Annotated in this window: 25 protein-coding genes; 7 read left to right on the plus strand and 18 right to left on the minus strand. The window is 73.2% G+C overall.

Features of this window, described 5'->3' with window-relative positions; genetic code table 11:
- Positions 1-85: 85 nt before the first annotated feature.
- The 4 genes from ACJ6WD_RS27645 to ACJ6WD_RS27660 are packed head-to-tail and all read right to left on the minus strand — an operon-like array spanning position 86 to position 3915.
- Positions 86-688 carry an ATP/GTP-binding protein gene (locus ACJ6WD_RS27645; protein ID WP_016578969.1) on the minus strand — a complete coding sequence of 201 codons (603 nt, stop codon included), beginning with the start codon at positions 686-688 and terminating at the stop codon, positions 86-88.
- A complete protein-coding gene (locus ACJ6WD_RS27650; protein WP_233660457.1) occupies positions 672-1013 on the minus strand; it encodes a DUF742 domain-containing protein in 342 nt (113 codons plus the stop codon). The genes ACJ6WD_RS27645 and ACJ6WD_RS27650 overlap by 17 nt, the downstream gene beginning before the upstream one ends.
- Entirely contained in the window at positions 1010-1435 is a 426-nt protein-coding gene (locus ACJ6WD_RS27655) for a roadblock/LC7 domain-containing protein (protein WP_016578967.1), read from the minus strand. Before ACJ6WD_RS27655 ends, ACJ6WD_RS27650 begins: the two co-directional genes overlap by 4 nt.
- Complete coding sequence (locus ACJ6WD_RS27660; protein WP_407616740.1) at positions 1432-3915, minus strand: nitrate- and nitrite sensing domain-containing protein; 2484 nt, start codon at positions 3913-3915, stop codon at positions 1432-1434. Before ACJ6WD_RS27660 ends, ACJ6WD_RS27655 begins: the two co-directional genes overlap by 4 nt.
- Before the next feature lie 395 nt (positions 3916-4310).
- Here ACJ6WD_RS27660 and ACJ6WD_RS27665 point away from each other — a divergent pair, with 395 nt between their 5' ends.
- Positions 4311-4760, plus strand: a complete 450-nt coding sequence (locus ACJ6WD_RS27665) for a cell division protein SepF (RefSeq protein ID WP_016578965.1) — start codon at positions 4311-4313, stop codon at positions 4758-4760.
- 9 nt (positions 4761-4769) lie between these two features.
- Here ACJ6WD_RS27665 and ACJ6WD_RS27670 read toward each other — a convergent pair whose 3' ends face one another.
- Positions 4770-5963, minus strand: a complete 1194-nt coding sequence (locus ACJ6WD_RS27670) for an acyl-CoA dehydrogenase family protein (RefSeq protein WP_016578964.1) — start codon at positions 5961-5963, stop codon at positions 4770-4772.
- A 129-nt stretch (positions 5964-6092) separates the two neighbouring features.
- Positions 6093-7736 (minus strand): MFS transporter, encoded by a 1644-nt coding sequence (locus ACJ6WD_RS27675; protein ID WP_407616741.1) that lies wholly within the window; start codon positions 7734-7736, stop codon positions 6093-6095.
- 226 nt (positions 7737-7962) lie between these two features.
- Here ACJ6WD_RS27675 and ACJ6WD_RS27680 point away from each other — a divergent pair, with 226 nt between their 5' ends.
- Together ACJ6WD_RS27680 and ACJ6WD_RS27685 are read left to right on the plus strand one after the other, a co-directional pair.
- On the plus strand, positions 7963-9156 hold the full coding sequence (locus ACJ6WD_RS27680) for a mannosyltransferase family protein (protein ID WP_407616742.1): 1194 nt from the start codon (positions 7963-7965) through the stop codon (positions 9154-9156).
- Between the two features lie 265 nt (positions 9157-9421).
- Positions 9422-10456 (plus strand): phosphatase PAP2 family protein, encoded by a 1035-nt coding sequence (locus tag ACJ6WD_RS27685; protein ID WP_331248464.1) that lies wholly within the window; start codon positions 9422-9424, stop codon positions 10454-10456.
- 107 nt (positions 10457-10563) lie between these two features.
- Here the strand turns inward: ACJ6WD_RS27685 and ACJ6WD_RS27690 are convergent, their stop codons facing one another.
- A complete protein-coding gene (locus ACJ6WD_RS27690) occupies positions 10564-10782 on the minus strand; it encodes an I78 family peptidase inhibitor (protein WP_233660453.1) in 219 nt (72 codons plus the stop codon).
- A 476-nt stretch (positions 10783-11258) separates the two neighbouring features.
- Between ACJ6WD_RS27690 and ctaD the strand changes: the two genes are divergently transcribed.
- Positions 11259-12938, plus strand: coding sequence for a cytochrome c oxidase subunit I (gene ctaD / locus ACJ6WD_RS27695; protein WP_233660452.1), 1680 nt, complete (start codon positions 11259-11261; stop codon positions 12936-12938).
- 36 nt (positions 12939-12974) lie between these two features.
- Here ctaD and ACJ6WD_RS27700 read toward each other — a convergent pair whose 3' ends face one another.
- The 3 genes from ACJ6WD_RS27700 to ACJ6WD_RS27710 form a co-directional block, all read right to left on the minus strand.
- Positions 12975-13826 (minus strand): hypothetical protein, encoded by an 852-nt coding sequence (locus ACJ6WD_RS27700; RefSeq protein WP_407616743.1) that lies wholly within the window; start codon positions 13824-13826, stop codon positions 12975-12977.
- Positions 13827-13909: 83 nt separating this feature from the next.
- Positions 13910-15181, minus strand: coding sequence for a glycosyltransferase (locus ACJ6WD_RS27705; RefSeq protein WP_331248467.1), 1272 nt, complete (start codon positions 15179-15181; stop codon positions 13910-13912).
- A gap of 207 nt (positions 15182-15388) precedes the next feature.
- Positions 15389-15970 carry a transglycosylase family protein gene (locus tag ACJ6WD_RS27710; protein WP_331248468.1) on the minus strand — a complete coding sequence of 194 codons (582 nt, stop codon included), beginning with the start codon at positions 15968-15970 and terminating at the stop codon, positions 15389-15391.
- 287 nt (positions 15971-16257) lie between these two features.
- Here ACJ6WD_RS27710 and ACJ6WD_RS27715 point away from each other — a divergent pair, with 287 nt between their 5' ends.
- Both ACJ6WD_RS27715 and ACJ6WD_RS27720 read left to right on the plus strand, forming a co-directional pair.
- Positions 16258-17064, plus strand: a complete 807-nt coding sequence (locus ACJ6WD_RS27715; RefSeq protein ID WP_233660447.1) for a hypothetical protein — start codon at positions 16258-16260, stop codon at positions 17062-17064.
- 116 nt (positions 17065-17180) lie between these two features.
- Positions 17181-17528, plus strand: a complete 348-nt coding sequence (locus ACJ6WD_RS27720; RefSeq protein WP_020930089.1) for a hypothetical protein — start codon at positions 17181-17183, stop codon at positions 17526-17528.
- Between the two features lie 55 nt (positions 17529-17583).
- On the opposite strand, the gene der is transcribed toward ACJ6WD_RS27720, so the two are convergent.
- From der to aroH, 5 genes are all read right to left on the minus strand, one after another.
- Positions 17584-19056, minus strand: coding sequence for a ribosome biogenesis GTPase Der (der, locus tag ACJ6WD_RS27725; protein ID WP_016573449.1), 1473 nt, complete (start codon positions 19054-19056; stop codon positions 17584-17586).
- 70 nt (positions 19057-19126) lie between these two features.
- Positions 19127-19783, minus strand: a complete 657-nt coding sequence (locus ACJ6WD_RS27730) for a 1-acyl-sn-glycerol-3-phosphate acyltransferase (protein ID WP_016573450.1) — start codon at positions 19781-19783, stop codon at positions 19127-19129.
- Positions 19780-20523, minus strand: a complete 744-nt coding sequence (gene cmk, locus ACJ6WD_RS27735; protein ID WP_016573451.1) for a (d)CMP kinase — start codon at positions 20521-20523, stop codon at positions 19780-19782. The genes ACJ6WD_RS27730 and cmk overlap by 4 nt, the downstream gene beginning before the upstream one ends.
- 131 nt (positions 20524-20654) lie before the next feature.
- Positions 20655-21740 (minus strand): prephenate dehydrogenase, encoded by a 1086-nt coding sequence (locus tag ACJ6WD_RS27740; RefSeq protein WP_233660445.1) that lies wholly within the window; start codon positions 21738-21740, stop codon positions 20655-20657.
- A complete protein-coding gene (gene aroH, locus ACJ6WD_RS27745; protein WP_407616744.1) occupies positions 21737-22099 on the minus strand; it encodes a chorismate mutase in 363 nt (120 codons plus the stop codon). The genes ACJ6WD_RS27740 and aroH overlap by 4 nt, the downstream gene beginning before the upstream one ends.
- A 140-nt stretch (positions 22100-22239) precedes the next feature.
- On the opposite strand from aroH, the gene ACJ6WD_RS27750 reads away from it, so the two are divergent.
- Positions 22240-22965 (plus strand): DNA polymerase beta superfamily protein, encoded by a 726-nt coding sequence (locus ACJ6WD_RS27750; protein ID WP_267953247.1) that lies wholly within the window; start codon positions 22240-22242, stop codon positions 22963-22965.
- A 37-nt stretch (positions 22966-23002) separates the two neighbouring features.
- Here the strand turns inward: ACJ6WD_RS27750 and ACJ6WD_RS27755 are convergent, their stop codons facing one another.
- The 3 genes from ACJ6WD_RS27755 to scpB form a co-directional block, all read right to left on the minus strand.
- Positions 23003-24049: an ADP-ribosylglycohydrolase family protein gene (locus ACJ6WD_RS27755; protein ID WP_407616745.1), complete on the minus strand. Its 1047-nt coding sequence runs from the start codon at positions 24047-24049 to the stop codon at positions 23003-23005.
- Between the two features lie 85 nt (positions 24050-24134).
- On the minus strand, positions 24135-25250 hold the full coding sequence (locus tag ACJ6WD_RS27760) for a pseudouridine synthase (protein ID WP_376442182.1): 1116 nt from the start codon (positions 25248-25250) through the stop codon (positions 24135-24137).
- Positions 25250-25912, minus strand: coding sequence for an SMC-Scp complex subunit ScpB (scpB, locus tag ACJ6WD_RS27765; protein WP_374206864.1), 663 nt, complete (start codon positions 25910-25912; stop codon positions 25250-25252). The genes ACJ6WD_RS27760 and scpB overlap by 1 nt, the downstream gene beginning before the upstream one ends.
- Between the last annotated feature and the right edge of the window lie 7 nt (positions 25913-25919).

The following is a 25919-nucleotide window of genomic DNA, read 5'->3' on the forward strand; positions in this document are numbered from 1 at the left end:
CGCGGCCGGCGCGCCCGCGGGGCGGGTGTCCCGGCCCCGGCCGTCGACCGGGGCCGGGACACCCGCCCCGCGGGACCCGCCCGGTTCAGCGCGCCAGCGCCCCCACCCGGGGCGCGCCGCCGGCCGCGTGCCGCAGCACGACCTGGTCCATCAGCGCCGCCAGCACGTCGCGCACCGACGACCGGTGCCGGGCGTCGCAGGCGATCGCCGGCACCGCGTCGTCGATGCCCAGCGCCTCCCTGACCTCCGCCAGCGCGAAGTGCTGGGCGCCGTCGAAGTGGTTCACCGCCAGTACGAACGGCGTCCCGCGCTCCTCGAAGAAGTCCAGCGCCGGGAAGGAGTCCTCGATGCGCCGGGTGTCCACCAGCACGATCGCCCCCAGCGCCCCCTCCACCAGGTCGTCCCAGAGGAACGAGAACCGGTCCTGTCCCGGCGTGCCGAAGAGGTACAGCACGATCGACGGGTCGAGGGTGATCCGGCCGAAGTCCAGCGCCACCGTGGTGGTGGTCTTGTTCTCCACGCCGACGAGCGAGTCCACCCCGACCGAGACCTGCGTGATCGCCGCCTCGGTGTCCAGCGGCTCGATCTCGGAGATCGCGCCGATGAACGTCGTCTTGCCGACGCCCAGCCCGCCGCTGATGACGATCTTCACGGCGAGCGGTGCGACCTTCTCAGAGCGCCCTGACATGGTCCCTGATCCTCTCCAGGACATGGAGCGGCAGCTCCTTGGGTTGTTGACAGACCAGCAGTCCGCCGACGACGAGGTCGGCGACGAGCACCTTGGCGACGCCCAGCGGCACCCCGATCCCGGCGGCCACCTCGGCCACCGTCGTCGGCTGCGCGCACAGCGTGACGATCCGTCGGCGTTCGAACTCCAGCGTCGCCAGCGGCGGTTCGGGCACTGCCACGACCAGCGTCTCCAGCCGCAGGCCGGCGTGCATCGGCTCGGCCCGTCCGCCGGTCATGATGAACGGCCGGACGAACAGTTCGTCCTCCTCGGCTTCCTCGCTCATCGGGGCAGTACCTGCCGCAGGTCCGCGATCAGCGTCGGGTTCAGCAGGTCCCCGGCCCGCTCGGCCAGGACGGCCATCTCGTAGCCGACCAGGCCCAGTTCGCCGGTCGAGTCGGCGAGCACGCCCAGACAGCTGCCGTCCCGGATCGCCGAGACCAGCAGGAAGCCACGGCCCATCTCGATCATGATGAGCTTGACGCCGTCGAACTCGTAGCGCCGCGAGGCACTGCGGGCCAGGCTCGACAGCCCGGAGACCACCGCCGCCAGATGGTCCGCGTCGGTCCGGTTCAACCCGTCCGAGACCGCGATCAGCAGACCGTCCGAGGAGACCGCCACCGCGTCCCGCACCCCGTCCGTCTTGCGGACGAAGCTGGCCAGCAGCCAGTTGAAGGTCTGCGAATCGTTGTGCAGGTCGACGCTCACTTCTGGTCCCCCTTCGGCGCGGCCGGCTCCGCCCGCTGCGCCTGCTCGTCCTGCCCGCGGCCCGGCACGTCCCGGCCCGCGGTCCCCCGCTCGTGCTCCTTGGCCCGCTCGCGCTCCTTCTCCACGCTGATCCCGCCGCGCATGTGGGCGCTGCGGAGGGTGGCGAGCATCCCGGAGACCTCGTCGGGCGAGCGGTCCGGCGTCGGTGCGGCCTCCTGCTGCCACCGCGGCGCCGCCGCCTCGTCGACCGCCGACTGGATGGCGCTGCGCTTGGCGCGCTTGACCAGTCCGTTGCGGGTGCGGGCGGCCGAGGAGCCGCGCGGCCCGCCGGGGGCGGCGGTCGCGGCCTCCCGCTCCGCCCGTTCCTCACGGGGCCGCGGCAGCGGTTCGGACCGCTCGCCGCCCGCCGCGGGTCGTGCCGCGTCCGCCCGTCCGGCGTCCGCACCGCCGTCCGCCGCCGTGGCGTGCTCGTCCGGCACCGCGCTCCCCTTCTTCTTCACCGTGTCCCGCACCGGCTTCTCGGGTGCGACGGGCACCGCCGGCGTGGCGGCCGACTCCGCGAGGTGGGCGGCCGGGATGAGCACCCGGGCGACGGTGCCGGCGGCCGGCGCCTCCCCGAGGCGGACCTCGATCCCGCACTTGCGGGCCAGCGCACCGACCACGAAGTGCCCGAGGAACCGGGTCGGTTCGGCCAGGAAGCTGGCCGCCCCGGAGAGCCGGACGTTGGCCTCGGCCATCGCCTGCGCGTCCATGCCGGTGCCGTGGTCGACGATCGCGACGAGGTAGCCGGCGCTGGTGCGGCGGCCCTCGACCTCCACGTCGGTGTCCGGCGGCGAGAAGCTCAACGCGTTCTCGATCAGCTCGGCCAGCAGGTGGGAGATCTCCGAGACGACCGTGCCGCTGAGGAAGGCGGCGTCGACCCGGCGCAGCTTCACCCGGCGGTAGTCCTCGACCTCGGAGAGGGACGCCCGGATCACGTCGGTGACGGACAGCGGGGTGGCCCAGGTCCGCGGGCTGGCCTCGCCGGCCAGCACCAGCAGGCTCTCGGCGTTGCGCCGCATCCGCGTCGCGAGGTGGTCCAGCTCGAAGAGGTTGGCCAGCGTCGTCGGGTCGGCGTCCTCGTGCTCCAGCTTGTTGATGAAGCTGATCTGCCGGCGGACCAGGTTCTGGTTGCGGCGCCCGAGGTTGACCAGCGATTCGGTGCCGTTGCGGCGCAGCACGGCCTGTTCGGTGGCGAGGTCGTAGGCGGCCTTCTGCACCTGGTCGAAGGCGTCGGCCAACTGCTGGACCTCGGCGCCCGCGCCGCGCGGCACGGTCAGCGGTTGCAGCGGCTCCGGCTTGCCGGACTCGTTCTGGACCCGGGCGACCGCGGCCGGCAGCCGCTCGTCGGCGACCTCCCTGGCCTGCCGGGTCAGCGAGCCCAGCGGCCCGGCGACCGAGCGGGCGGCCCCCACCGCGAGCGCGCCCAGGGCGAGCACCGAGCCGACGGCGAGCGCCGCGAACAGCGCCAGGGTGCGGGCGGCTTCGTCCTCCAGCTCGGTCGCGCGGTCCTTGATGTCGGAGCCGAGGGCGACCTGGACGGTGCGCAGCCCGTTGATGGTGGCGGTGGCGGAGTTGTACCAGGCGCCCGGCGGCACCGTGCCGGCCCCGGGCAGCGTGCCCCGCCCGGCCACGATCTGCTTCTCGTAGCCGAACAGCTCCTTGGCGGCCGGCGTCGCCAGCGCCCGGGTCACCAGGCGCTCCTGGCGGGGCGTGGCCCACTGGGGGAACTCGTCCAGCGCGGCCAGCCGCCCGGACCGGGTGGTCATGAAGCGGGTGTAGTCGTTGCCGAGGAACCGCCCGGCGTGCAGCGAGCCGAGCACGATGGCCCGCTCCTGCCCGGTGAACTCCTTCGCGCCGCTGAGGACTTGCAGCGCCTGGTAGTCGGCGCGCAGCTGGGCGTCCCGGACCTCGACCAGCCCGGTCCCGATCCGGTTCAGGGCGGTGTTGGTGTCGGTGAAGTAGTCGTAGGTGCGCTCGACCTGCCCGGTGCCGCGGTCCGCGGCGGTCCGGATGCCCTGGAGGGCGTCGACCCGGCCCAGGTCCCGGCGCACGGCGTCGGCGGCGCGGTCCTGACGGCCCGCCAGCTCCTCCTGCACCTGGGCCAGCGCCCGGTCGGTGAGCTTGCGCTGGGCCAGCATCCGGTCGTGGAAGTCGGTGATCCCGCCCACGTATCCGGTGGTCAGGCCACGCTCCTTCTGGTGCTCGTGGACGAAGCCCTGCAGCGCGTCGGAGAGGTGCGCGTCGGCGGCGGTGGTGCTGGCGTTCTCGTAGTCGCCGAGCTGGCGGGCCGCGGAGAGGCCCAGGAGCGCCAGGAGTATCGCCAGGGCCACCGCGAGGATGCGGATCAGCTTGGCCCGGATGGTGCGGGGCGCCACGACCGTCGCCGTGAACGCCCTGCGGAGGCGCGGGATGCGCTGCTCCGTGATCGGTGTAGTCACGTGCTGAACTTTCGGAGTGTCTGTAGAGGAACAGAGGTTTTTCTGTTCCGGTGTCAACGACACTCCGATGGGTCAGTCACCCGATCATCGGACTGCATTGCACAGTGTTGCCAAGACCCCGGACATATGCCCTGGTCCCAGGCCCGAACCTACCCCCCAGTCGAATCCCGCCGCCGCCGTCAACTTGTCGACATCACCGATTCGGGTACCTTCCGTGATGCCTTTCGTACTGTCAGTTCACGACGGGGGCACGGAAGCTGACGGCGCACCACCCTCTTTGCACCAGATATGTCACGAACCCCCCGTGCGGCGGCTATCCGCTTGGCACTCCCTCGCCCTCATGGACGACGATAGGGCGAACGGAACACGCACGCCGCGGGTGAGAGGAGGCGTCAATGGGATCGGTGCGCAAGGCGAGTGCCTGGCTTGGCCTCGTCGACGACAACGATGACGAGCGCTACTACGACGACGACTACGCCGAGGGGCCCGAGTCCGCCGACTCGGGCGGCAACCCCTGGGTGACCGACCCCCGGGTCCGGGTGGCCGACGAGGCCGCCCAGCACCAGGGCACCCGCATCGCCACGGTCACCCCGGCCTCGTTCCGGGACGCCCGCGGCATCGGCGAACTGTTCCGGGACGGCGTCCCGGTGATCGTCAACCTGACGGCCATGGAGTCCGCCGACGCCAAGCGGGTGGTGGACTTCGCCGCCGGCCTCACCTTCGGCCTGCGCGGCTCCATCGAGCGGGTCGCCACCCGGGTGTTCCTGCTCACCCCGGCCGACTACCGGGTCGTCACCGGCGAGACCCGCGGCACCCGCAACGGCGGCTTCTTCAACCAGAGTTGAGCGGGGTGCTCACCGGAAGGCGTCCAGCCCGGTGAGCGCCTTGCCCAGCACCAGCTGGTGCATCTCCGCGGTGCCCTCGTAGGTCAGCACCGACTCCAGATTGGTGGCGTGCCGCATGACGGGGTACTCCAGCGAGATGCCGTTGGCCCCGAGGACGGTCCGCGCGGTGCGGCAGATGTCGATCGCCTCGCGGACGTTGTTGAGCTTGCCGAAGCTGATCTGCTCCGGCCGCAGCGTGCCGGCGTCGCGCCGCCGCCCCAGGTGGTGCGCGAGCAGCACCCCCTTGTTCAGCTCCAGCGCCATGTCGGCCAGCTTGGCCTGGGTGAGCTGGAAGCCGCCGATCGGCCGGCCGAACTGCTCCCGGGTCCGCGCGTAGTCGAGCGCCGCCTCGAAGCAGGTGCGCGCCGCCCCCATCGCGCCCCAGACGATCCCGTAGCGGGCCTCGCCCAGGCAGCGCAGCGGGGCACCCAGCCCCCGGGCGTCCGGCAGCACCGCGTCGGCGGGCAGCCGCACCTCGTCCAGGACCAGTTCGCTGGTGACCGAGGCCCGCAGCGACCACTTGTGCTTGATCTCGGGGGCGGCGAAACCGGGGAGGTCGGTGGGGACCACGAAGCCGCGGATGCCGTCGTCGGTGCGGGCCCAGACCACCGCGACACCGGCCACCGACCCGTTGGTGATCCACATCTTGCGCCCGGTGAGCACCCAGTCGGATCCGTCGCGCCTGGCGTGCGTGCGCATGCCCGCCGGGTCGGAGCCGTGGTCCGGCTCGGTCAGGCCGAAGCAGCCGATGACCTCGCCGGCGGCCATCCGCGGCAGCCACTGCCGCTTCTGCTCCTCGGAGCCGAACCGCCAGATCGCGTACATGGCGAGCGAGCCCTGGACGGAGACCAGCGAGCGGATGCCGGAGTCGGCGGCCTCCAGTTCCAGGCAGGCGAGTCCGTACTGGACGTGCGAGGCGCCGGCGCAGCCGTAGCCGGTCAGTGACATGCCCAGGGCGCCGATCGCGCCGAGCTCGCGGGCGAGTTCGCGGATGCCGGGGAGTTCGCCGCGCTCGTACCAGTCGGCCACGTCCGGCAGGACCCGGTCGGCGGCCCACCGGCGGACCGTGGCGCGGACCGCCCGGTCCTCGTCGGTGAGCAGGTCGTCCAGGCCCAGCGGATCGCTGGGGTCGAAGGGCGGGAGCGGGGACGGCGTTGCGGTCATGGCGGGTCCTCCGGCGGCTTCTCGCGCGAAAAACTAGCAGTGGTAGTTACGCGCGTCCGACGGTACGGTCCCCGGCGGCGCGCCGGCAAGGGCCACCCGCCCGACGACACCCACCGTCCCGCCCCCGGGTCAACGCCCGGAGTTCGCCGGGGCCGGCGTCCCCTCGCACCCGACGCCCGCGGCGCCCTCCTCTGCCGCGGCGTCCGCATCCGCGCGCTCCGTGGACTCCGCGGCCCGGCGCGGCAGCCGCAGCGCGATCCCGGCGCCGACCAGCAGCAGCACCGCGCTGGCGACGAGGGTGACCCGCAGCCCGTGGATGAAGGAGTCCCGGGCGGTCACCCGCAACGCCTCCCTGGCGTGCTCCCCGAGGCCGGTGGCGACCTTGTACGCCTCGCCCAGCGAGTGCGAGGCCGAACGGGAGGCCCGTTCCGAGACCCCCTCGACGTGGTTCAGGCCCGGCGCGTAGGCGGCGTTCATCACGCTGCCGAGCAGCGCCACCCCGATGCCGGCGCCCAGTTGGTAGGCGGTCTCGCCGAGCGCCGCCGCGCCGCCGGACTGCGCGGCCGGAGCCTCGCTGAGCATCGACTCGTACGCACCGAACAGCGTCGACTGGAAGCCGTAGCCGAGCAGCACGAAGCCGAGGGACAGCTGCCAGAAGTGGTCCTGGCTGCCCAAGGCGGTCAGCGAGACCACCGCGAGCGCGGTGAGGGTGAAGCCGCCGGAGACCATCACCCGCGGGCCGACGGCCTGCAACAGCTTGGAGCCGGTGAGGCCGGCGGCCATCGCGGAGAACACCAGCGGCAGCATCCGCAGCCCGGTCTCCAGCGGGCTCAGGTGCAGCACCAACTGGAGGTACTGGACGGCGATCAGCTGGAGCCCGACGAGGGCGAGCATGGCGAGCACGATGCAGCCGATGGAGGTGCCGAACGCCGGCCGGGCGAACAGCCGCATGTCGATCAGCGGTTGCGTGCGGCCGCCCTGCCGACGGACGAAGACGATCAGCAGCACGACGCCGACGACGATCGGCAGCAGCGTGGTCACCCCGACCACCGGGGCGCCGCTGCCCAGCCGCTTGACCCCGAAGACGATGCCCAGCACGCCCAGCGCCGCGATCACCGCGCCCAGCAGGTCCCAGGGGCCGTTGCGCTCGCCCCGCGACTCCGGCAGCAGCCAGCGCCCTATCAGGAACATCGCCGCCATCATCGGGATGTTGATGAGGAAGACCGAACCCCACCAGAAGTTCTCGACCAGGAAGCCGCCGAGCACCGGGCCGACCGCGGCACCGACCGCGGCCACCGCGCTCCACACCCCGATGGCGACCGCCCGCTCCCGCCGGTCGGGGAAGACCTGGCGCAGGATGGACAGCGTGGCCGGCATGATCATGGCGCCGCCGATGCCGAGCAGGGCCCGGGCCGCCATCAGGATCTGCGGATTGGGCGCGAGCGCGGCGGCGGCCGAGGCCAACGCGAAGAGCCCGTAACCGAGCAACAGGACGCGGCGGCGGCCGACGCGGTCGCCGAGCGTGCCGAAGAGGATCAGCAACGAGGCCGCGATCAGCGGGTAGATGTCGACGATCCACAGCAGCTCGACCGGGCCGGGCCGCAGGTCCTCGGTGATGGAGGGCACCGCCACGTAGAGGATGGTGGTGTCCAGCGCGACGAAGAGCAGACTGACGCAGAGCACGGTCAGCACCGTCCAGCGGTTCACGCCGCCGCCTGTGTGCCCGGGAACACCACCCGTCCGCCCCCTGCCGGACGCGGTCGTCCCTGACATACAGAACCTCCTGTCATGCGCTCGCCGTGCTGCGCTCGCGGCCGCGCGGTCAAAGACGCGACGACGCGCCGGCGGAACCGGCGGCACGGGCGAGTGGAGACGTCAGACTACGCGAGTCCCACCATGGCCTGCGTGGTCCACCTCACGGTGAGACGCTCGTCGCAGCCCCGGCGTTCCCGCGGCGGGCACGGACCGGCGGGCCTCGGCCACCTGGATAATCGACTGGGTGAACGATCTTGCCTCCACCGCCGCACCCGGCCGGGCCCTGTGTCCGCCCGCCGTCCGCGCCGCGCTGCGCCGTGCCGTCCCCGGCCTCGCCGCGTACGCGGCGATCCGGTCGTTGGGGCTGGTCGTCCTCGCGGCCTGGTCGGCCACCAACGGCAAGGACTGGCACACGCTGCTCACCGCCCGCTGGGACTCCCTCTGGTACACCCGGGTCGCCGAGCAGGGCTACGGCTACACCGTCCACCTGGCCAACGGCGACGTCCACTCCAACCTGGCGTTCTTCCCGCTGCTGCCCTGGCTGGAGCGCGGCCTGTCCGCGCTCACCCCGCTCTCCGCCGCGGACGCCGGCATGGCGGTGGCCTGGCTGGCGTCGCTGGCCGCGGCGGTGGCGCTGTACGCCACCGGCGAGCGCCTGCACGGGCCGCGGGCCGGGGTGGCGCTCGCCGCCCTGTGGGCCGCACTGCCGGTCGGGATCGTCCAGTCGATGGCCTACTCGGAGTCGCTGTTCACCGCCCTCGCGGCGTGGGGCGTCTACTGCGTGCTCAGCGGCCGCTGGGTCTGGGCCGGCGTCCTGGCGTCGCTGGCCGGGCTGACCCGCCCGGTGGGCGCCGCGGTGGTCGCGGCGGTGTGGATCACCGCGGCGGTGACGGTGGCGAACGAACGGGCCGGCGGGGTCCGACCGCGCGCCTTCCTCCACGGCCGGCACCGGCGGATGCTGCTCGGCGTCCTGCTGGCCCCGCTCGGCTGGTGCGGCTACGTGCTGTGGGTCAGCGCCCGCCAGGGGTCACTCACCGGTTACCTGGACGTCCAGGCCGGTTGGCACAACGGCTTCGACGGCGGCATCGCGTTCGGCACCTTCATCTGGCACCAGCTGACCGGGCCCGCGTTCGCCGCCGGCCTCGGCCTGCTGGTCGGCGTCGCGCTGGTGATCTGGCTGTACGTGCAAGGGGTGCGCAAGGGCCAGCCGCTGCCGCTGGCGGTCTACGGCGGCACCGTGCTGCTGATCGCGCTCACCGCCAAGGGCTACTTCGGGTCGAAGCCGCGCCTGATGATGCCGGCCTTCCCGTTGCTGCTGCCGCTCGCGGCGGGGCTGGCCCGATGGCGCCCGGTGCGGTCGTGGCTGGTCATCGGCGCGGTGGCGGTCGGCTCGGCGGTCTACGGGGCGTTCTGGCTCAACGGCTCGGGCCCGCCGTGACCGGAAGATCTCGTTCCGTAATCACCGGTCCGGGGAAAACACGCCGCGACACCCATGCGAATGACGGATAAACTCCGCCGCCGAAAAACAGATAAACAGCTATGCGGGCGACACGCGGACGACTGGAACAGAATCCAGTACCCCGGAAATTCTCTTCGAAATCCCGGGAACCCGGCCCGGATTGAGACCCATTCCACATCACATCGTCATTACAAAGCGCACGGTTTGACCAAGTGCATACATCACACGCGGTAACGTCGTTTGAGTGCGTACCGATGACAAGCTCGACCAGATGGAGGAGCGCCTCCCGACCGATCGCGTCAGACCGCCGCGCATGACCCGGACCCGCCTGTGGCTGTTCTGGGGCACGCTGGCGGTGTACGCGGCGATCGTCGCGGGGGTGCTCGCCAACACCTCCCTGGTCGCCATCGACTGGCAGCTCATGCTCTTCCGGCCGTACAAGCAGTGGCCGGAGGTCCACGCCTTCCTCGACTACTTCGTCGTCCTGGGGCAGCGCGGGCCGACCGCGTTGGCGGTGGCCGCCTGGCTGGGCTGGCGCTGCTGGCGGCAGCGCAACCTCCACCCACTGCTCGTGCTCGGCGCCTCACTGCTGCTGCTGAACATCACGGTCGGCGCCGCCAAGCTCGGGATGGGCCGCCTCGGCCCGCACTACGCGACGGTGGTCGGCTCCAACGAGATGTGGCTCGGCGGCGACATATTCCCCTCCGGCCACACCGCCAACGCGGTCGTCACCTGGGGCGTGCTGGCCTACCTGGCGACCACCCCGCTGCTCCGCCGCACCCTGTCGGTGATCGCCGCGCTGGGCGCGCTGGGCGTCGGGATGACCACCGTCTACCTCGGCACCCACTGGGTCAGCGACGTCCTGCTGGGCTGGGCCGCCGGGCTGCTGGTGCTGCTCGCGATGCCGTGGCTGGAGCCCGGCATCACCTGGGTCGAGGACCGGCTCATGGGCATCCTGCTGCGGCTGTGGCTGCGCCTGCGGCCCAACTCGCTGCGCGGCCCGCTGCCGGCCGGCGCACTGGCCTCCGAGGTGTCCCGCCAGCGGATCTCCCCGGACGGGGAGGTCCTGGTGCGCGAGGCGGTCGGCGCCACCACCGGTCGCACCGCCCACGCCCCGGAGGGCTGGCCGCACCACCCGCCGCGCCCGCACACCTCGCGCACCGAGCGCACCCCGGTCACCCCGACGGGCAGCCGCCGGCCGCCGCACGCGGACCGCGTCCCGCGCGGCGCCGCACCGTTCGGCCCGACCGGCGGCCGCCCCCGCAACGGCACCGGCTGACGACCCCGCCGGGCCCGTACGCACCCCGCCCGGCACGACGAGGGCCCCGACCGCTCCCGGCAGGAGCGGTCGGGGCCCTCGTCGTCGGCGGACCGGGCGGGCCGGCGTCAGCCGCGCCAGCTGCGCACCACCGCGCCGCCCTCGACCTCGAAGTTGATCCGGCCGACGAGGTACTCCATCGTGAGCATCGCGCCCGGTGGGACCGCCCGGACGGTGCGCCAGCCCTGGTGGCGGGCCCGCTCCTCCGCGGCCTCCTGGGTGAGGCCCACGTAGACCTCGGGATCGTCTGGGGTTTCCGGTGTCTCTCCAGGAAGGTTCGGTGCCATGGCAGCCACCGTAGGCGCCCGCGGCGGCCCGCGGAAGGCCCGCCCCTCGCACACCATGGTGACCCGCCGGTCCCCCATTGGTCACACTTCTGTCACGGCGAACGCCCCGGCGATTGCCGCCGGCCCCTCCCCCCATACGCGCTGCACACCCCCGCAACCGGGTGGAAAACAAAGCGGCCGGAATTCCCCCTTGATCAGAAGCGGAAGCGTGTGCCGCCACTTCGGGCAAGGCCGGACAGCCCCCCGGGATTAATCGCCCGGCCGTCCCGGATTCCCCTGCCTAACGCCCTTTTCCGGCCGTCCTGGAATTGCCCAACGAGACACATTCCACACACATTTCCCGCACATCGCCCCGGGACGGCCGGGCGGCGGCGCGGATCCCACCGGAACGGACCGGAGCGCCCCCTCGCTTGGCGACCGGGCCCCGCGCATCATGACCGGGCACCGATACACCCCCGCCAGCGAGGTGGAAACCGATGGTCAGTCAGATCTCCCGGGAGGGCGCCGGGCCGCGCCGGGCGCGACGCCGCGGGGCGGTGCTGGCCGACTGGCTCTCGACCACCGACCACAAGAAGATCGGGCACCTCTACCTGATCACGTCGTTCGGCTTCTTCCTCGTGGCCGGATTGATGGCGCTGCTGATGCGCGCCGAGTTGGCCCGTCCCGGACTCCAACTGATCAGCGCCGAACAGTTCAACCAGGCCGTGACGCTGCACGGCACGATCATGCTGCTGCTCTTCGCCACCCCGGCCTTCGCCGGCTTCGCCAACGAGATCATGCCGCTCCAGATCGGCGCCCCCGACGTCGCCTTCCCGCGGCTGAACATGCTCGCCTACTGGTTCTACCTCTTCGGCGGCCTGATGGTGCTGAGCAGCCTCCTCACCCCCGAGGGCGCCCCCTCCTACGGGTGGACCGCGTACGCCCCGCTGAACTCGATCGTCCGGATGCCCGGCATCGGCGCCGACCTGTGGATCATGGGGCTGGCGTTCTCCGGTTTCGGCACCATCCTCGGCGCGGTCAACTTCATCGCCACCATCATCACCATGCGGGCACCGGGCATGACGATGTTCCGGATGTCGGTGTTCACCTGGAACGTCCTGTTCACCTCGGTGCTGGTGCTGATGGCGTTCCCGGTGCTGGCCGCGGCCCTCCTGGTGCTGGAGGCCGACCGGAAGTTCGGCGCGGTGGTCTTCGACGCCCGCTTCGGCGGGGCGCTGCTGTGGCAGCACCTGTTCTGGTTCTTCGGCCATCCCGAGGTCTACATCATCGCGCTGCCGTTCTTCGGGATCATCACCGAGATCATCCCGGTCTTCTCCCGCAAGCCGATCTTCGGCTACGTGACGCTGATCGGCGCGACGATGGCCATCACCGCACTGTCGGCGATGGTCTGGGCCCACCACATGTTCGCGACCGGGGCGGTGCTGCTGCCGTTCTTCTCCCTGCTGTCGTTCATGATCGCGGTGCCGACGGGGGTGAAGTTCTTCAACTGGATCGGCACGATGTGGCACGGCTCGGTGTCGTTCGAGACCCCGATGCTGTGGTCGGTGGGCTTCTTGGTGAGCTTCCTGTTCGGCGGGCTCACCGGCGTCATCCTGGCCTCCCCGCCGCTGGACTTCCACGTCACCGACAGCTACTTCGTCGTCGGCCACTTCCACTACGTGGTCTTCGGCACGGTCACCTTCGCGACGTTCGCGGGCTTCTACTTCTGGTGGCCGAAGTTCACCGGCAAGATGCTCGACGAGCGGCTGGGGAAGCTCCACTTCTGGCTGCTCTTCGTGGGCTTCCACACCACCTTCCTCGTCCAGCACTGGCTGGGCGTGGCCGGCATGCCGCGCCGCTACGCGGACTACCTGGCCGCCGACGGCTTCACCGGCCTGAACACCCTCTCCAGCGTCGGCGCCTTCCTCCTCGGCGCCTCCACCCTGCCGTTCCTCTACAACGTCTGGCACACCCGGCACTACGGCACCCGCGTCACCGTGGACGACCCCTGGGGCTTCGGCCGCTCCCTGGAATGGGCCACCGCCTGCCCGCCGCCGCGCCACAACTTCGCCACCCTGCCCCGGATCCGCTCGGAATCCCCGGCCTTCGACCTGCACCACCCGGAGATGGCCGACTGGCCCGCCGCCCTCCCCCAGGCCGGCAGGCCCCGGGCCTGAACCGGCCGCCGTCGAACCGCACTCCGCGGTCCCGGCCTACTCCTCGCCGGCCGGGCCGCTGACCCGTACGGCCAGGTCGTTGTCGAGCGTGTAGTACGGGCCGATCCGCAACTCGCGGTCCGCCGCCGACACCGACAGCGCCGGATAGCTGAACACCTGCTTCTTCTCCGGGACGTCGTCCAGCAGCCGGGCGATCCGGACGGGCGGCACCTCGACGGCGGGACACAGCCACAGGTCCCAGGGCTCGCTGCCGTGCCGCCACCGGGCGGCCAACTCCTCGAAGGGGAGGGTGAAGTGGAAGTCCGGCCCGTCCGCGGTCAGCGGAACGGCGACCGGGTCCAGACCGGCCCGGCGGGCGCGGGCCTCCGCATGGGCGCCGGCCGTCGGGCTCGCCCCGTACAGGCGCCCGGTGACGGTGAGGCCCTCGGGGGCGACGAGGATGTCGCCGGCCTCGGCGTGCGGTCCGCGCAACCAGCTGCGCAGCGCGAGGTTGCCCAGTTTGGTGGCGTAGGGGATGCGCACCCCGAGCCGGCCGATGCCCGCCAGCGGCCGGCGGTCCACCAGCGACCGCAGGTCGTTCACGCCGGGCAGCAACCGGCGCGGGTCCACCCCGTCACCGAGGTCGGCGAAGGCGTGCCAACGGCCCTCGGCCAGTGCGACGGTGCTGGGCAGCACCGCGCGCAACCGGCCCGGGCCGTTGGGCCCGAGCGGCAGCCGCACCTCGTCGGCGTCGGTGCCCTCGGCGGCACCGGTGTCGTCGGCGCCGGCCCGCAACCGCAGCACCAGGGCCGCGCTCCAGGTGGTGCCGGTGCCCTGCGGGACGTTCAGGTCGAAGGTGAGGCCGCCGGCGGAGTCCGCGATGCAGTCGGCCTTCAGATCCACGGGCACCGGCGCCCCTCCTCCCGCCGCGGCGGTCCGCCGCGGGCGCTCGGCCGCTCCGGGCCCGGTCACGGGCGACTGCGTCGATGCGTTCATACCGTCCGCACCCCTCTCACCGCGGCGCGGGCGGTGTGCCTCGTGGCGTACTTGACGGCGTACGCACCGCCGATCAGGGCCCCTCGCGCATGGTGCAGGGAACCGCGCAGTCCGTTGCCGCGCCGCCGGGCGACCAACTCCTCGAAGAGCGCGGCGTGCCGGCCGGCCACCGCCACCGGGTCGAAGCGGGCGGAGCCGGCGAGCGCCGCGGCGCCCAACCGGGCCCGGGCGGCGTCGTCGTCGATCAGCTCCAGCAGCGCGGCGGCCAGCGCCACGGGCTGCCCGGCGGGGACCAACCGGCCGGTGACGCCGTCCTCGACGAGTTCGCCCGGCCCGTAGGGGCAGTCGGTGGCGACGACGGGCAGACCGCAGCGCATCGCCTCGGCGAGGGCCGCGCCGGCGGGTTCCCGACCGGCCGGGTCGACGGCGAGGGAGCCCTTGGCCCACTCGGATTCCAGCGGGCCGGCCGGGCCCATCAGGAAGACGTGGTTGTACAGGCCGAGTTCGTCGATCAGGGCGCGCAGCGCGGGCTTCTCCGGCCCGCCGCCGTAGATCCGCAGCCGCCAGTCGGGACGCGCCGCGACCACCCCCGCGAAGGCGCGGACCAGCACGTCGTAGCGCTTGGCCCGGGTCAGCCGGCCGGCGGCGACCACCCACCGGCCGGTGCCGTCGGCGGGCGCCAGTCGCGGTGCCGGCACCGCGCGCGGCACCGCCGCGACCCGGACGCCGGGCAGGCGCAGCCGGCGCAGATGGGCGCGGGCGTCCGCCTCGGTGGCGGTGACCAGCGCGTCCAGCCGCGGGTAGGCGCCGCGCAGCGCCAGCCGCAGCTCCCGGCCGCGCACGGCCAGGCAGTGCGGCTCCTGGCCGACCCGGAGCGGCCCACGGCGGGTCTGTCGGGCGACGTGCACGGTCAGGCCGGGCCGGGTGCCGACGACCACGTCGGCCTCGGTCCGGCGCAGGTGCTCGGCGATCCGGCGGTCGGTGAGCTCGCTGTACTGGCCGAAGCGCGGTTCGGCGGCCGGGAAGACCCGGGCGGGACGGGCGTGCACCGGGTCCCTGCGGTCGCCGGAGGGGGCGTGCTCCCGGAGGTCCACCAGGTGCCGCAGCGCCACCCGGGGACCGAGGTCGAGCGCCGGGGCGTCGCGGTGTCGCAGGACGGAGACGATCTCGACGTCGTGCCGCGCGGCGAGCGCGTCCGCCAGGCCGAAGGTGGCCCGGACGGTCTCGCCGACACCGTAGGCGTGGTGCATCAGGAATGAGATGTGCATCCGTCCCCGCGTCCCCTGGTCCCTCGCACTGGTCCTGTTCCCCCGTGGTCCGGACGCCCGGTGTCCGGCTGTTGGAAGGTAAGACCGCGAAACGGCCTTCAGGGTTGGGGGTATTGGCCAAGTCGTGCCGAAAAAGTTAGGGCATCGGTATGGCGTGGCGGGAACTCTTCCGGGGGCGGCGCACCGCCCCCGGTCACGGGCCCGTGCTCAGTTCAGCGTGAGGCGGATGCCGACCCGCAGGTGGTTCGGGTACTCCCCGACGACGTCCTGGTTCGCGTCGTACAGGGCCTGCCAGCCGCCCTCCACCCGGTGTCGGCGGGCGATCTCGACGAGGGTGTCGCCGCGCCGGACGACGTGGGTGCGGCTGCTCTCCAGCAGGCCGTAGCGCCGGGCGCACACCGGCCAGGCGCCCCACCCCTGGGCGGCCTGCACCCGCTTGGCCACCTCGATCTGCTCGTCCCGGGTGGCCAGGTCGGCCCGCTTGGCGTACTTGAGGCCGCCGAACGCCTCCCAGGTGGGCTGCCAGAACTGCAACCCGCCGTAGTAGCTGTTGCCGGTGTTGATGTGCCAGTCGCCGCTGCTCTCGCACTCGGCCAGGCAGCCCCAGGGCCACTGGTCGTCGGCGCAGGCGTACGACGGTCGACCGCCGCCCTCCCCGCCGCCGTCTCCGCCCGGCTCCCCGTCGGCGGCGGCGGCGCCGGGCAGGCACAGGACGAGGGCGGCGGCCGCCGCGATCAGCAGCCCGACGGATTCCACGCGGCGCCGCGGCGCCGAAGAGTTGTCCGACATAGCCGGTGACGGTAGGCAGCGGGTCGGCGGGCGCCGGTGCGCCGCGCCCTTCCAGGGGACGACCCCACCCCGTCCGGTGTACAGAACACGGCCACCTGCGCCAGGTTATGCGCAGGAATTGGCGTTGCGTGACCACCGGGACGACGGGTTTGCACCGCTTCCCCACCGTGCGCGGCATGGTTCGATTCTGTTCGCGTCCGCGCGTGACTCTGCCGGGGGTCGCCCGTTGTTTTTGTACGAGCCGGGAGACCGCCCGGCAGCCGTTCATGAAGATCGAGGAGCCACCCGTGCCGCGCATGCTCGACGTCAGCGACGACGTTCGCGCCGAGATCGGCGACGAAGAAGCCGACCGGCTGCTGGCCGGAGAGGACGCCCCCGGCAGCTACGACTGCACGTCCTGCCGGACGCCCGGCAACAGCGAGCAGGAGCGCACCAGCACCGTCCTGTTCGTCGGCGAGGAGACCGCGGTGCTCGCGTTCGCCCACGCCACCTGCATCCCCTCGCAGGTCGTGCCGGTCTCCGAGGAGCAGCTCCGCGGGGCCGTGCGCTCCATCACCGGCGAGGACGCCGCCCCCGCCCCGGGCGCTCCGGGCGCCCCGGGCGCCCCGATCCCCACCACCGACCGCCAGGCCACCCTCGGCATCACCTGCGGACTGGTGCTGATCAACGAGGAGCTGCACCCGGCCCTCGTGGTGGAGCCCAACGGCCCGATCGCCCGCCCCGGCTCCACCAGCCTGGACGACGACTTCCTCCCGCTGCTCCTGGAGCACGGCTTCACCCCGGTGTCGGACATGAACCAGCGGCCCGCCCCGATCGCCGGCTGGTCGGCGCTGCTGGCCATGGGCAAGCTGCACGCCGTGCTCCAGCCGGGCACCACCGGCAGCCAGTCCGCCTGGTGGCAGGCCCACCAGCCGCTGGCCGTCTCGGACGGCTGGCGCACCGCGGCCAACAAGGAGAAGACCGTGCTGATGTACGCCGCACCGTCCGGCACCATCGGCCACCAGCCGCGGGAGGACCTGATGCGCCAGGCGCTGGAGCAGGCCGCCGCCAAGGGCCTGTTGGTCGCCGCGGCGATGCCGCTGGCCGGAACCTGAGCATCCGGTCGTCCGATCGCGGGAGCATGACCGGCCAACGGGGCGGGATTGCACCCGCGATCAGCCATTTCGCCCCGAAAGCCGCATCCCGTGCGGATCGGGGTCGTTGCACCTACGTGCACGCATACGACCCCTCCCCCCGCGCCCAGTTCCCCCACCCCATCCCCGGCATGCGCCCGGCCCGCGACCACGGGGCGCCGCGCATCGCCGACCGCGGTTCGGCCACGCCGATCTACGACGCGCTCTACGCCGAGTACCGCCGCTCCTTCCGGGCGCTGCCCGGGGACCGTACGGACGAGCCGGAGGTACCGGAGGCGCTGCGCGGCGGCAACTGGAGCCACGGCGCGACGGCGCCGGGACAGTGGGAGGTGGTGGGCCGGCAGCCGTTCCGGCCGCGGGGGCAGCTCCCGGCGGCGCTGCCGCCGGGCCCGCGGGACGGCTCCCGGCCCCACGGCGGGCGCTGACCCGTACCGGGCCGGCGCGGGCGGAGCGGGGCGCCGCCCGCGGACCGGACCGCGGTTACTTCTTCTTGTTGTTCTTGGTGCCGCGCTTCTCACGCACCCGCACCGAAATGTGGATCGGCGTCCCCTCGAAGCCGAACTCCTCGCGCAGCCGGCGCTCGACGAAGCGGCGGTAGCCCGCCTCCAGGAAGCCCGACGCGAAGAGCACGAAGCGCGGCGGCTTGGTGCCGGCCTGGGTGCCGAAGAGGATCCGGGGCTGCTTGCCGCCGCGGATGGGGTGCGGGTGGGAGGACACGATCTCGCCGAGGAAGGCGTTCAGCCGCCCGGTGGGGATCCGGGTCTCCCAGCCGGCCAGTGCGGTCTCGATCGCCGGCACCAGCTTGTCCATGTGGCGGCCGGTGCGCGCGGAGACGTTGACCCGCATCGCCCACGGGATCTGCACCAGGTCCCGCTCGATCTCGCGCTCCAGGTAGAAGCGGCGCTCCTCGTCGAGGTTGTCCCACTTGTTGTAGGCGATGACCAGGGCCCGACCGGCCTCCACGGCCATCGTGATGATCCGCTGGTCCTGGACGCTGATGGACTCGCCCGCGTCGATCAGGACGACCGCGACCTCGGCCTTCTCCACGGCCGCCGCGGTGCGCAGCGAGGCGTAGTAGTCGGCGCCCTCCTGGAGGTGCACCCGGCGGCGGATGCCGGCGGTGTCCACGAACTTCCAGGTCTTGCCGCCCAGTTCGATCAGCTCGTCGACCGGGTCGCGGGTGGTGCCGGCGAGTTCGTTGACGACCACTCGCTCCTCGCGGGCGAGCTTGTTCAGCAGCGACGACTTGCCGACGTTCGGCCGGCCGATCAGGGCGATCCGGCGGGGGCCGCCGACGGCCGTGCCGAAGGTCTGCGCGGGCGCCTCGGGGAGCGCCTCCAGCGCCGCGTCGAGCATGTCGCCGGTGCCCCGGCCGTGCAGCGCGGAGATCGGGTGCGGCTCGCCCAGGCCCAGCGACCACAGCATCGCCGCGTCGGCCTCGCCGGACTGGCCGTCGACCTTGTTGGCGACCAGGACGACGGGCTTGCCGGCGCGGCGCAGCAGCTTGACCACGGCCTCGTCGGTGTCGGTGGCACCGACCTTTGCGTCGACGACGAAGACCACCGCGTCGGCGGCCTCGATGGCGAACTCGGCCTGCATCGCCACGGACGCGTCGATGCCGAGGACGTCCTGCTCCCAGCCGCCGGTGTCGACGACCTTGAAGCGACGGCCGTTCCAGTCGGCCTCGTAGGTGACGCGGTCGCGGGTGACGCCCGGCCGGTCCTCGACGACCGCCTCGCGGCGGCCGATGATGCGGTTCACCAGGGTCGACTTGCCGACGTTGGGACGGCCGATGACGGCGAGCACCGGGAGCGGGCCGTGGCCGGCCGCGGCGATGTCGCCCTCGACCTCCTCCAGGTCGAAGCCCTCTTCCGCGGCGAGCTCCATGAACTCCGCGTACTCGGCGTCGCCAAGCGCACCGTGCTCGTCGCCGGTGGGGATCTGGTCGTTCATGAAGTCCGTTCCTCGTTCATCCATGTGGTCGGTGGGCCGCTCGAAGGCGGGCCCACTGCTCAAGTGTCGGTCAGCGCCCGGTAAGGCGCCGGGCCTGTGCCAGGTGGGCGGTCAGCCGCTCCTGGATCCGTACGGTCGCCTCGTCGAGCGCCTTACGGGTGCGCCGCCCGCTGCCGTCGCCCGCGTCGAAGGCGTCGCCGAAGACGACGTCGACACGGCCGCGCAGCCGCGGCAGGGCCGGGGTGAGCCGGCTGAGGCGGTCGGTGCTGCCGAGCACCGCCACCGGGACGACCGGGGCGCCGGAGCGCACCGCGAAGTAGGCGAGGCCGGCCCGCAGGGACGCGAAGTCGCCCTCGCCGCGGGTGCCCTCCGGGAAGATTCCCAGCACTCCGCCGGACGTCAGCACGTCGAGCGCGTCGGTGATCGCCTTGCGGTCGGTGCTCTGGCGGTCCACCTTCAGCTGTCCGATGCCCCGCAGGAACGGGTCCAGCGGACCGACGAAGGCTTCCTTCTTGATCAGGAAGTGCACCGGTCGGGGTGCGGTGCCCATCAGCATCGGGCCGTCGATGCCGTGGGAGTGGTTGACGGCGAGGATCACCGGCCCGGAGGCCGGCACCCGCCAGGCGCCCAGCACCCGCGGCTTCCACAGGCCGTACATCAGTCCGATGCCGATCCGCCGGCCGACCGCGGCCCCGCGGGGGCTCGGCGCCTTGCCGCCGTCGGTCACCGGATGTCCCGCCCCGCCTTCTCGGCGCTGACACCCTCGATGAGGGTGACCACGCACTCGATGACCTGATCCAGCGTCAGGTCGGTGGTGTCGACCTCGACGGCGTCGTCCGCCTTGGCCAGCGGCGAGGTCTTGCGGGAGGAGTCGGCCGCGTCCCGCTTGATCAGCGCCTCGCGGGTGGCGGCCAGGTCGGTCGCCTGCTGCGCGTTCGTGCCCTTGAGCTCGCCGTTGCGCCGGGCGGCCCGCGCCTCGGGGGAGGCGGTGAGGAAGATCTTGAGGTCGGCGTCCGGCAGGACGGTTATGCCGATGTCCCGGCCCTCGACGACGATGCCGTGCGGCGCCTCGGCGGCGATGGTGCGCTGGAGGTCGGTGATGACGGCGCGCAGCTCGGGGACGGCGCTGACCGCACTGACCGCGGCGGTGACCTCAGCGCTGCGGATCGGGCCGGCGGCGTCCAGCCCGTCGACGGTGATGGTGGGCGCGGCCGGGTCGGTGCCGGAGACGATCACGGGCTTGACGCAGGCGTCGGCCACCGCGACCGGGTCGTTGACGTCGATGCCGTTGGTCAGCATCCACCAGGTGATCGCGCGGTACTGCGCACCGGTGTCGAGGTAGCCCAGCCCCAGCTTGCCGGCGACGGCCTTGGACGTGCTGGACTTGCCCGTGCCTGCGGGGCCGTCGATGGCGACAATCACTGCAGCCGGGGCGGTCCGGTCGGCGGTTTCCACGGTGACGAACACCTTTCTTGATACACACGGGGCGCGGTCCAGGACGCTGGATCCGGTCGTCGACCGGCGGTCGGGCGTTCGACGAAGGGGCCCAGGGCCTCGGACAAGGTTACTGGCTCACCCGGAGCGCGCCGTCCACGGTGTCACTGCCGGATCGACCACCCCCGCTCCCGCAGCTCCGCGGTCAGCCCCGGCACCGCCTGCGGCTCCACCATGAGCTGGATGAAGCCGGCCTGCTGGCCGGTGGCGTGCTCGATGCGGACGTCCTCGATGTTGACCCCGGCGCGGCCGGCGTCGGCGAAGATCCGGGCCAGCTCACCGGGCTGGTCGCCGATGTAGACCGCGACGACCTCGTAGACGGACGGGGCGGCGCCGTGCTTGCCCGGGACCCGCTCGCGGCCGGCGTTGCCCCGGCGGAGGACGTCCGCGATGCCGTCGGCACCGGTGCCGCGCCTGTCCTCGTCGGTGGACTCCAGGGAGCGCAGCGAGCGGACCGTGGCGTCCAGGTCGGCGGAGACCTCGGCCAGGACGTCGGCGACCGGGCCGGGGTTGGCGGAGAGGATGTCGATCCACATCCCGGGGTCGGAGGCGGCGATCCGGGTCACGTCGCGGATGCCCTGGCCGCACAGGCGGACTGCGGTCTCGTCGGCGCCCTTGAGGCGGGCCGCGACCAGGCTGGAGACCAGCTGCGGGGTGTGCGAGACCAGGGCGACGGCACGGTCGTGGGCGTCCGCGTCCATCACCACCGGGACGGCCCGGCAGAGCGCGACCAGCTCCAGGGCGAGGTTGAGCACCTCGGTGTCGCCGCCGGGGGACGGGGTGAGCACCCAGGGGCGGCCCTCGAAGAGGTCGGCCGTGGCGGCCAGCGGTCCGGAGCGCTCCTTGCCGGCCATCGGGTGCGTGCCGAGGTAGCCGGACAGGTCGCAGCCGAGTGCCTCCAGCTCGCGGCGCGGGCCGCCCTTGACGCTGGCGACGTCGATGTACGCGCGCGCCGCGCCGCGCCGGATCGCGTCGTCCAGCGCCGCGGCGACGTGCGCCGGGGGCACCGCGACGACGGCCAGGTCGACCGTCCCCGGGGGCGGCTCGGCGGTGCCGGCGCCGAGCGCGGCGGCCGTCAGGGCCTGGGCGTGGTCGTGGTCCGCCAGGTAGACCTGCACGCCGCGGGCGCTGAGCGCGAGGGCGGCCGAGGTGCCGATCAGGCCCGTTCCGATGACGAGTGCGGTTCTCACTGGGCGATGTCCTTCCGGAGCGCCGCGGCGGCGCCGAGGTAGACGTGGGCGACACCGGCCTTGGAGAGCTCGGTCTCGACGTGGGCGAGCACCCGCACCACCCGCGGCATGGCACCGGCCACGTCCAGTTCCTGGGCGCAGATCAGCGGGACGTCGGTGATCCCCAGGGCGCGGGCGGCGGCGGCCGGGAAGTCGCTGTGCAGATCGGGCGTGGCGGTGAACCACATGCTGATCAGGTCGTCCGGCACCAGGTCGTTGCGCTCCAACAGCGCGGTGAGCAGCGCGCCGACCTGCTCCCGCATGTGCTCCACGTCGTCCCGTTCCAACTGGACGGCCCCGCGCACGGCCCGTACCGCCACGTCCCTGCTCCCCTGCGTCGTGCGTACGCGCACACGTCCGCGTACGCACTGATCAGCGTAACCAGCGCCACTGACGAACGGACCCCGAGCTCCCGGGAAACCGGTGGCAGGCGACGGCCCCGCCCGGCGACAATCCGGTCATGCCGACCCCTCCCGCGGATCCGGCCGGCCCCCCGGACCCGCCGCACCACGCGCTCGTCACCGGGCACACCGTCTACGCGTGCGTGATGGGCTCGCGCGCCTTCGGGCTGGCCACCGAGGACAGCGACACCGACCGGCGCGGGGTCTTCCTCGCACCCACCCCGCTCTTCTGGCGCTTCGAGAAGCCGCCGACCCATGTGGAAGGGCCCCGCCCGGAGCAGTTCTCCTGGGAGCTGGAACGCTTCTGCGAGCTGGCGCTGCGGGCCAACCCCACCGCCCTGGAATGCCTGCACTCCCCCCTCGTGGAGCACGTCGACGCCACCGGCCGGGAGCTGCTGGCGCTACGCGGCGCCTTCCTGTCCCGCGCGGTCCACGACGTCTACGCCCGCTACGCCGCCGGGCGGCACAAGGAACTGCGGGCCGACGTGGCCCGGCGCGGGGCGCCGCGGTGGAAGCAGGCGATGCACCTGCTGCGCACGATGGCGGGCGTCCGCGACCTGCTCCGCACCGGCGTGCTGACGCTGGAGGTCGGCGCGGCCCGGGAGGAACTGCTGGCGGTGCGCCGGGGCGACGTTCCGTGGGAGGAGGTCGAGCGCCGGCTGTCGGTGCTGTGCACGGAGGCGGCAGCGGCGCTGCCCGACTCGCCGCTGCCGGCCGGCCCGGACCGGGCCCGGGTCGCGGACTTCCTGCACCGCACGCGCCGCGCGTCGGCGCTGCGGGACTGAGAGCGCCCGGGCCGCGGCCGCCCCCGCACGGCGGGGATCAGCCGTCCCAGGCCGCCCCGAGGGCCAGGAGCTCGTCGCGGTGCTCGATGCGGGCGGTCCACTCCCGGGGCCAGGCGTCGGCGCCGAGCCGGGCGCCGGCGAAGGCGCCGGCGAGGCAGGCGATCGAGTCCGAGTCGCCGGAGCTGCACGCGGCCCGGCGCAGGGCGGTGACCGGCTCGTCCGGGAAGAGCAGGAAGCACAGCAGGGCGGTGGCCAGCGCCTCCTCGGCGATCCAGCCGGCGCCGGTGGCCAGGCACGGGTCGGCCTCCCGGTCGGGGGCGGCGAGCGCCGCGTCCAGCCGGTCCAGGACGCGCAGGCAGTCGTCCCAGCCGCGGGCGATGAACGTCGTCGGGGTCGGGGCCGTGGAGCGCCGCCAGAGGTCGCCGAGCCAGTCCTCGCGGTAGCGGGTGCGCTGCGCGTGGGCGTGGGCGCGCAGCAGGCCGGGCAGTTCGGCGGGGCGGACGCCGTCGGCGAGGGCGCGCACCGCACGCGCCGTGAGGTCGCTGGCGGCGAGCCCGGTGGGGTGCCCGTGGGTCAGTGCGGACTGCAGTTGGGCGGCGCCGGCGCGCTGTTCGGGGGTGAGCGAGGGCACCAGTGCGAGGGGCGCCACCCGCATGTTGGCGCCGCACCCCTTCGAGCCGATCTGGCTGGCCTCGGCCCAGGGGTGGTGGGCGTCGGCGAGCAGGGCGCAGGCCCGCAGGCAGGTGCCGCCCGGGGCCCGGTTGTTGTCGGGCGAGCGCCACCAGGCCACGTACTCCCGGCGGACCGGCGGGAGAAGCGTCGCGGCGGTCAGCGGGCCGCCGTCCAGGGCCGCGCGGACGGCGCGCCCCAACGCCAGCGTCATCTGGGTGTCGTCGCTGACCAGGGCGGGCTCGGGCAGTGCCAGCTCCCGCCAGGGACCGCACCGGGCGAGGATCGCCGGTACGTCGTCGAACTCCGTCGGGAAGCCGAGCGCGTCACCGAGCGCCAGCCCGACGAGCGCGCCGGTCGCCGCGGTCCGGGCGCCCGTCGGCGCCCGCATCGCTTCCCCCATCGCTTCGGTCATGGAAAACCACCCCTTAATCGTCACAGTGACATTAAGGGGTGGTGGGCGGCCCCGCAAGCGACGGCCGGGCCGGACGGGGCGATCCCTAGAGGTCGACCTCGCGCATCAGCATCCCGACCTCGGTGTTGGTCATCCGGCGCAGCCAACCCGACTTCTGGTCGCCCAGCCCGATCGGGCCGAAGTGCGTCCGGACGAGCTTGTCGACCGGGAAGCCGGCCTCCGCGAGCATCCGGCGCACGATGTGCTTGCGGCCCTCGTGCAGGGTCACCTCGACGAGGTAGTTCTTGCCGGTGTTCTCCACGACCCGGAAGTGGTCGGCGCGGGCGTAGCCGTCCTCCAGCTGGATGCCGTCCTTGAGCCGCTTGCCCAGGTCGCGCGGGAGCGGGCCCTGGATGGCGGCCAGGTAGGTCTTGGTGACGCCGTACCGCGGGTGCGTGAGGCGGTGGGCCAGCTCGCCGTGGTTGGTGAGCAGGATGATGCCCTCGGTCTCGGTGTCCAGCCGTCCGACGTGGAACAGCCGGGTCTCCCGGTTGGTGACGTAGTCGCCCAGGCACTGGCGGCCGTCGGGGTCCTCCATGGTGGAGACCACACCGGCGGGCTTGTTCAGCGCGAAGAAGAGGTACGACTGGGTGGCGACCGTCAGGCCGTCGACCTTGATCTCGTCCTTCTCCGGGTCGACCCGGACGCCCTGCTCCGTGACGATCCGGCCGTTGACCTCGACCCGGGCCTGGTCGATCAGCTCCTCGCAGGCGCGCCGGGAGCCCATGCCGGCCCTGGCCAGCACCTTCTGCAGCCGCTCGCCCTCCTGGTCACCGAAGGTCTTGGGGGTCTTGACCTGCGGCTTGTTCTCGTAGCGGGCGCGGTTGCGCTCCTCGATCTTGGCGTCGTACTCGCGGGGCCGTGCGGGGGCCTGCCCGCGGCCGCGCTGCTGACCGCCCTTGCCGCCCGGCCGGCCGCCCTGGGACGCGCCGGTACGGGGACCGCCCTTGGCGCCGCCGCGGGCCGCCGCGCCCCGGGCACCGGACTTGCCGCCCTCCCGGCGCTCGTCGCCGCCCGCGGATCCGCCGACGTCGTAGCGGCGCTCCTCGGGACGGGGTCGGCCAGCGCGCTGCTGCTTCTCGTCCCGCTTGTTGCCCGCGCCGCGGTAGTTGTTGCCCCTACCGCCGCCGCTGCCCCTGCTGTTACTGCCGCTGCTTCGCATCAATGATCCGTCTGAGAGTCGCCGCTGTCGTCTACGTCGAACGACGGGATACCTTCCGGGGAGTCGCCCTCGACCGCGTCCGCCTCCGGGAGGAACGGGGCCAGCTCAGGGAGCTCGTCCAGGCCGCGCAGGCCCATCCGCTCCAGAAAGTAATTCGTCGTCCTGTACAGGATCGCACCTGTTTCAGGTTCCGTCCCCGCCTCCTCCACCAGGCCGCGCTGGAGGAGCGTGCGCATCACGCCGTCGCAGTTGACTCCGCGGACGGCCGAGACGCGGGAACGGCTGACCGGCTGACGGTACGCGACCACGGCCAGAGTCTCCAATGCGGCCTGTGTGAGCCGGGCCTGCTGGCCGTCCAGGACGAAGCCCTCCACCGCGTCCGCGTACGCCGCGCGCGAGGCGAACCGCCAGCCGCCGGCCACCAGCCGCAGGTCGAAGCCCCGGCCCTGGCGGGTGTAGTCGTCCGCCAGCTCGCGCAGCGCCAGCGCCACCGCCCGGCGGGGCCGCTGGAGCACCCGGGCCAGGTGCTCCTCGGTCGCCGGCTCGTCGACGACCATGAGGACGGCCTCCAGCGCCGGCTTCAGCTCCAGCGCGGCCACGCCCAGCGCACCCGTCGGCGCCTCCTCGGGCCCGCGGTGCTCCCCCGGCCCCTGCTCGGTGATCTCGTAT

This window comes from Streptomyces sp. VTCC 41912 (assembly GCF_045799175.1).
Taxonomy (GTDB): Bacteria; Actinomycetota; Actinomycetes; order Streptomycetales; family Streptomycetaceae; genus Streptomyces; species Streptomyces albulus_C.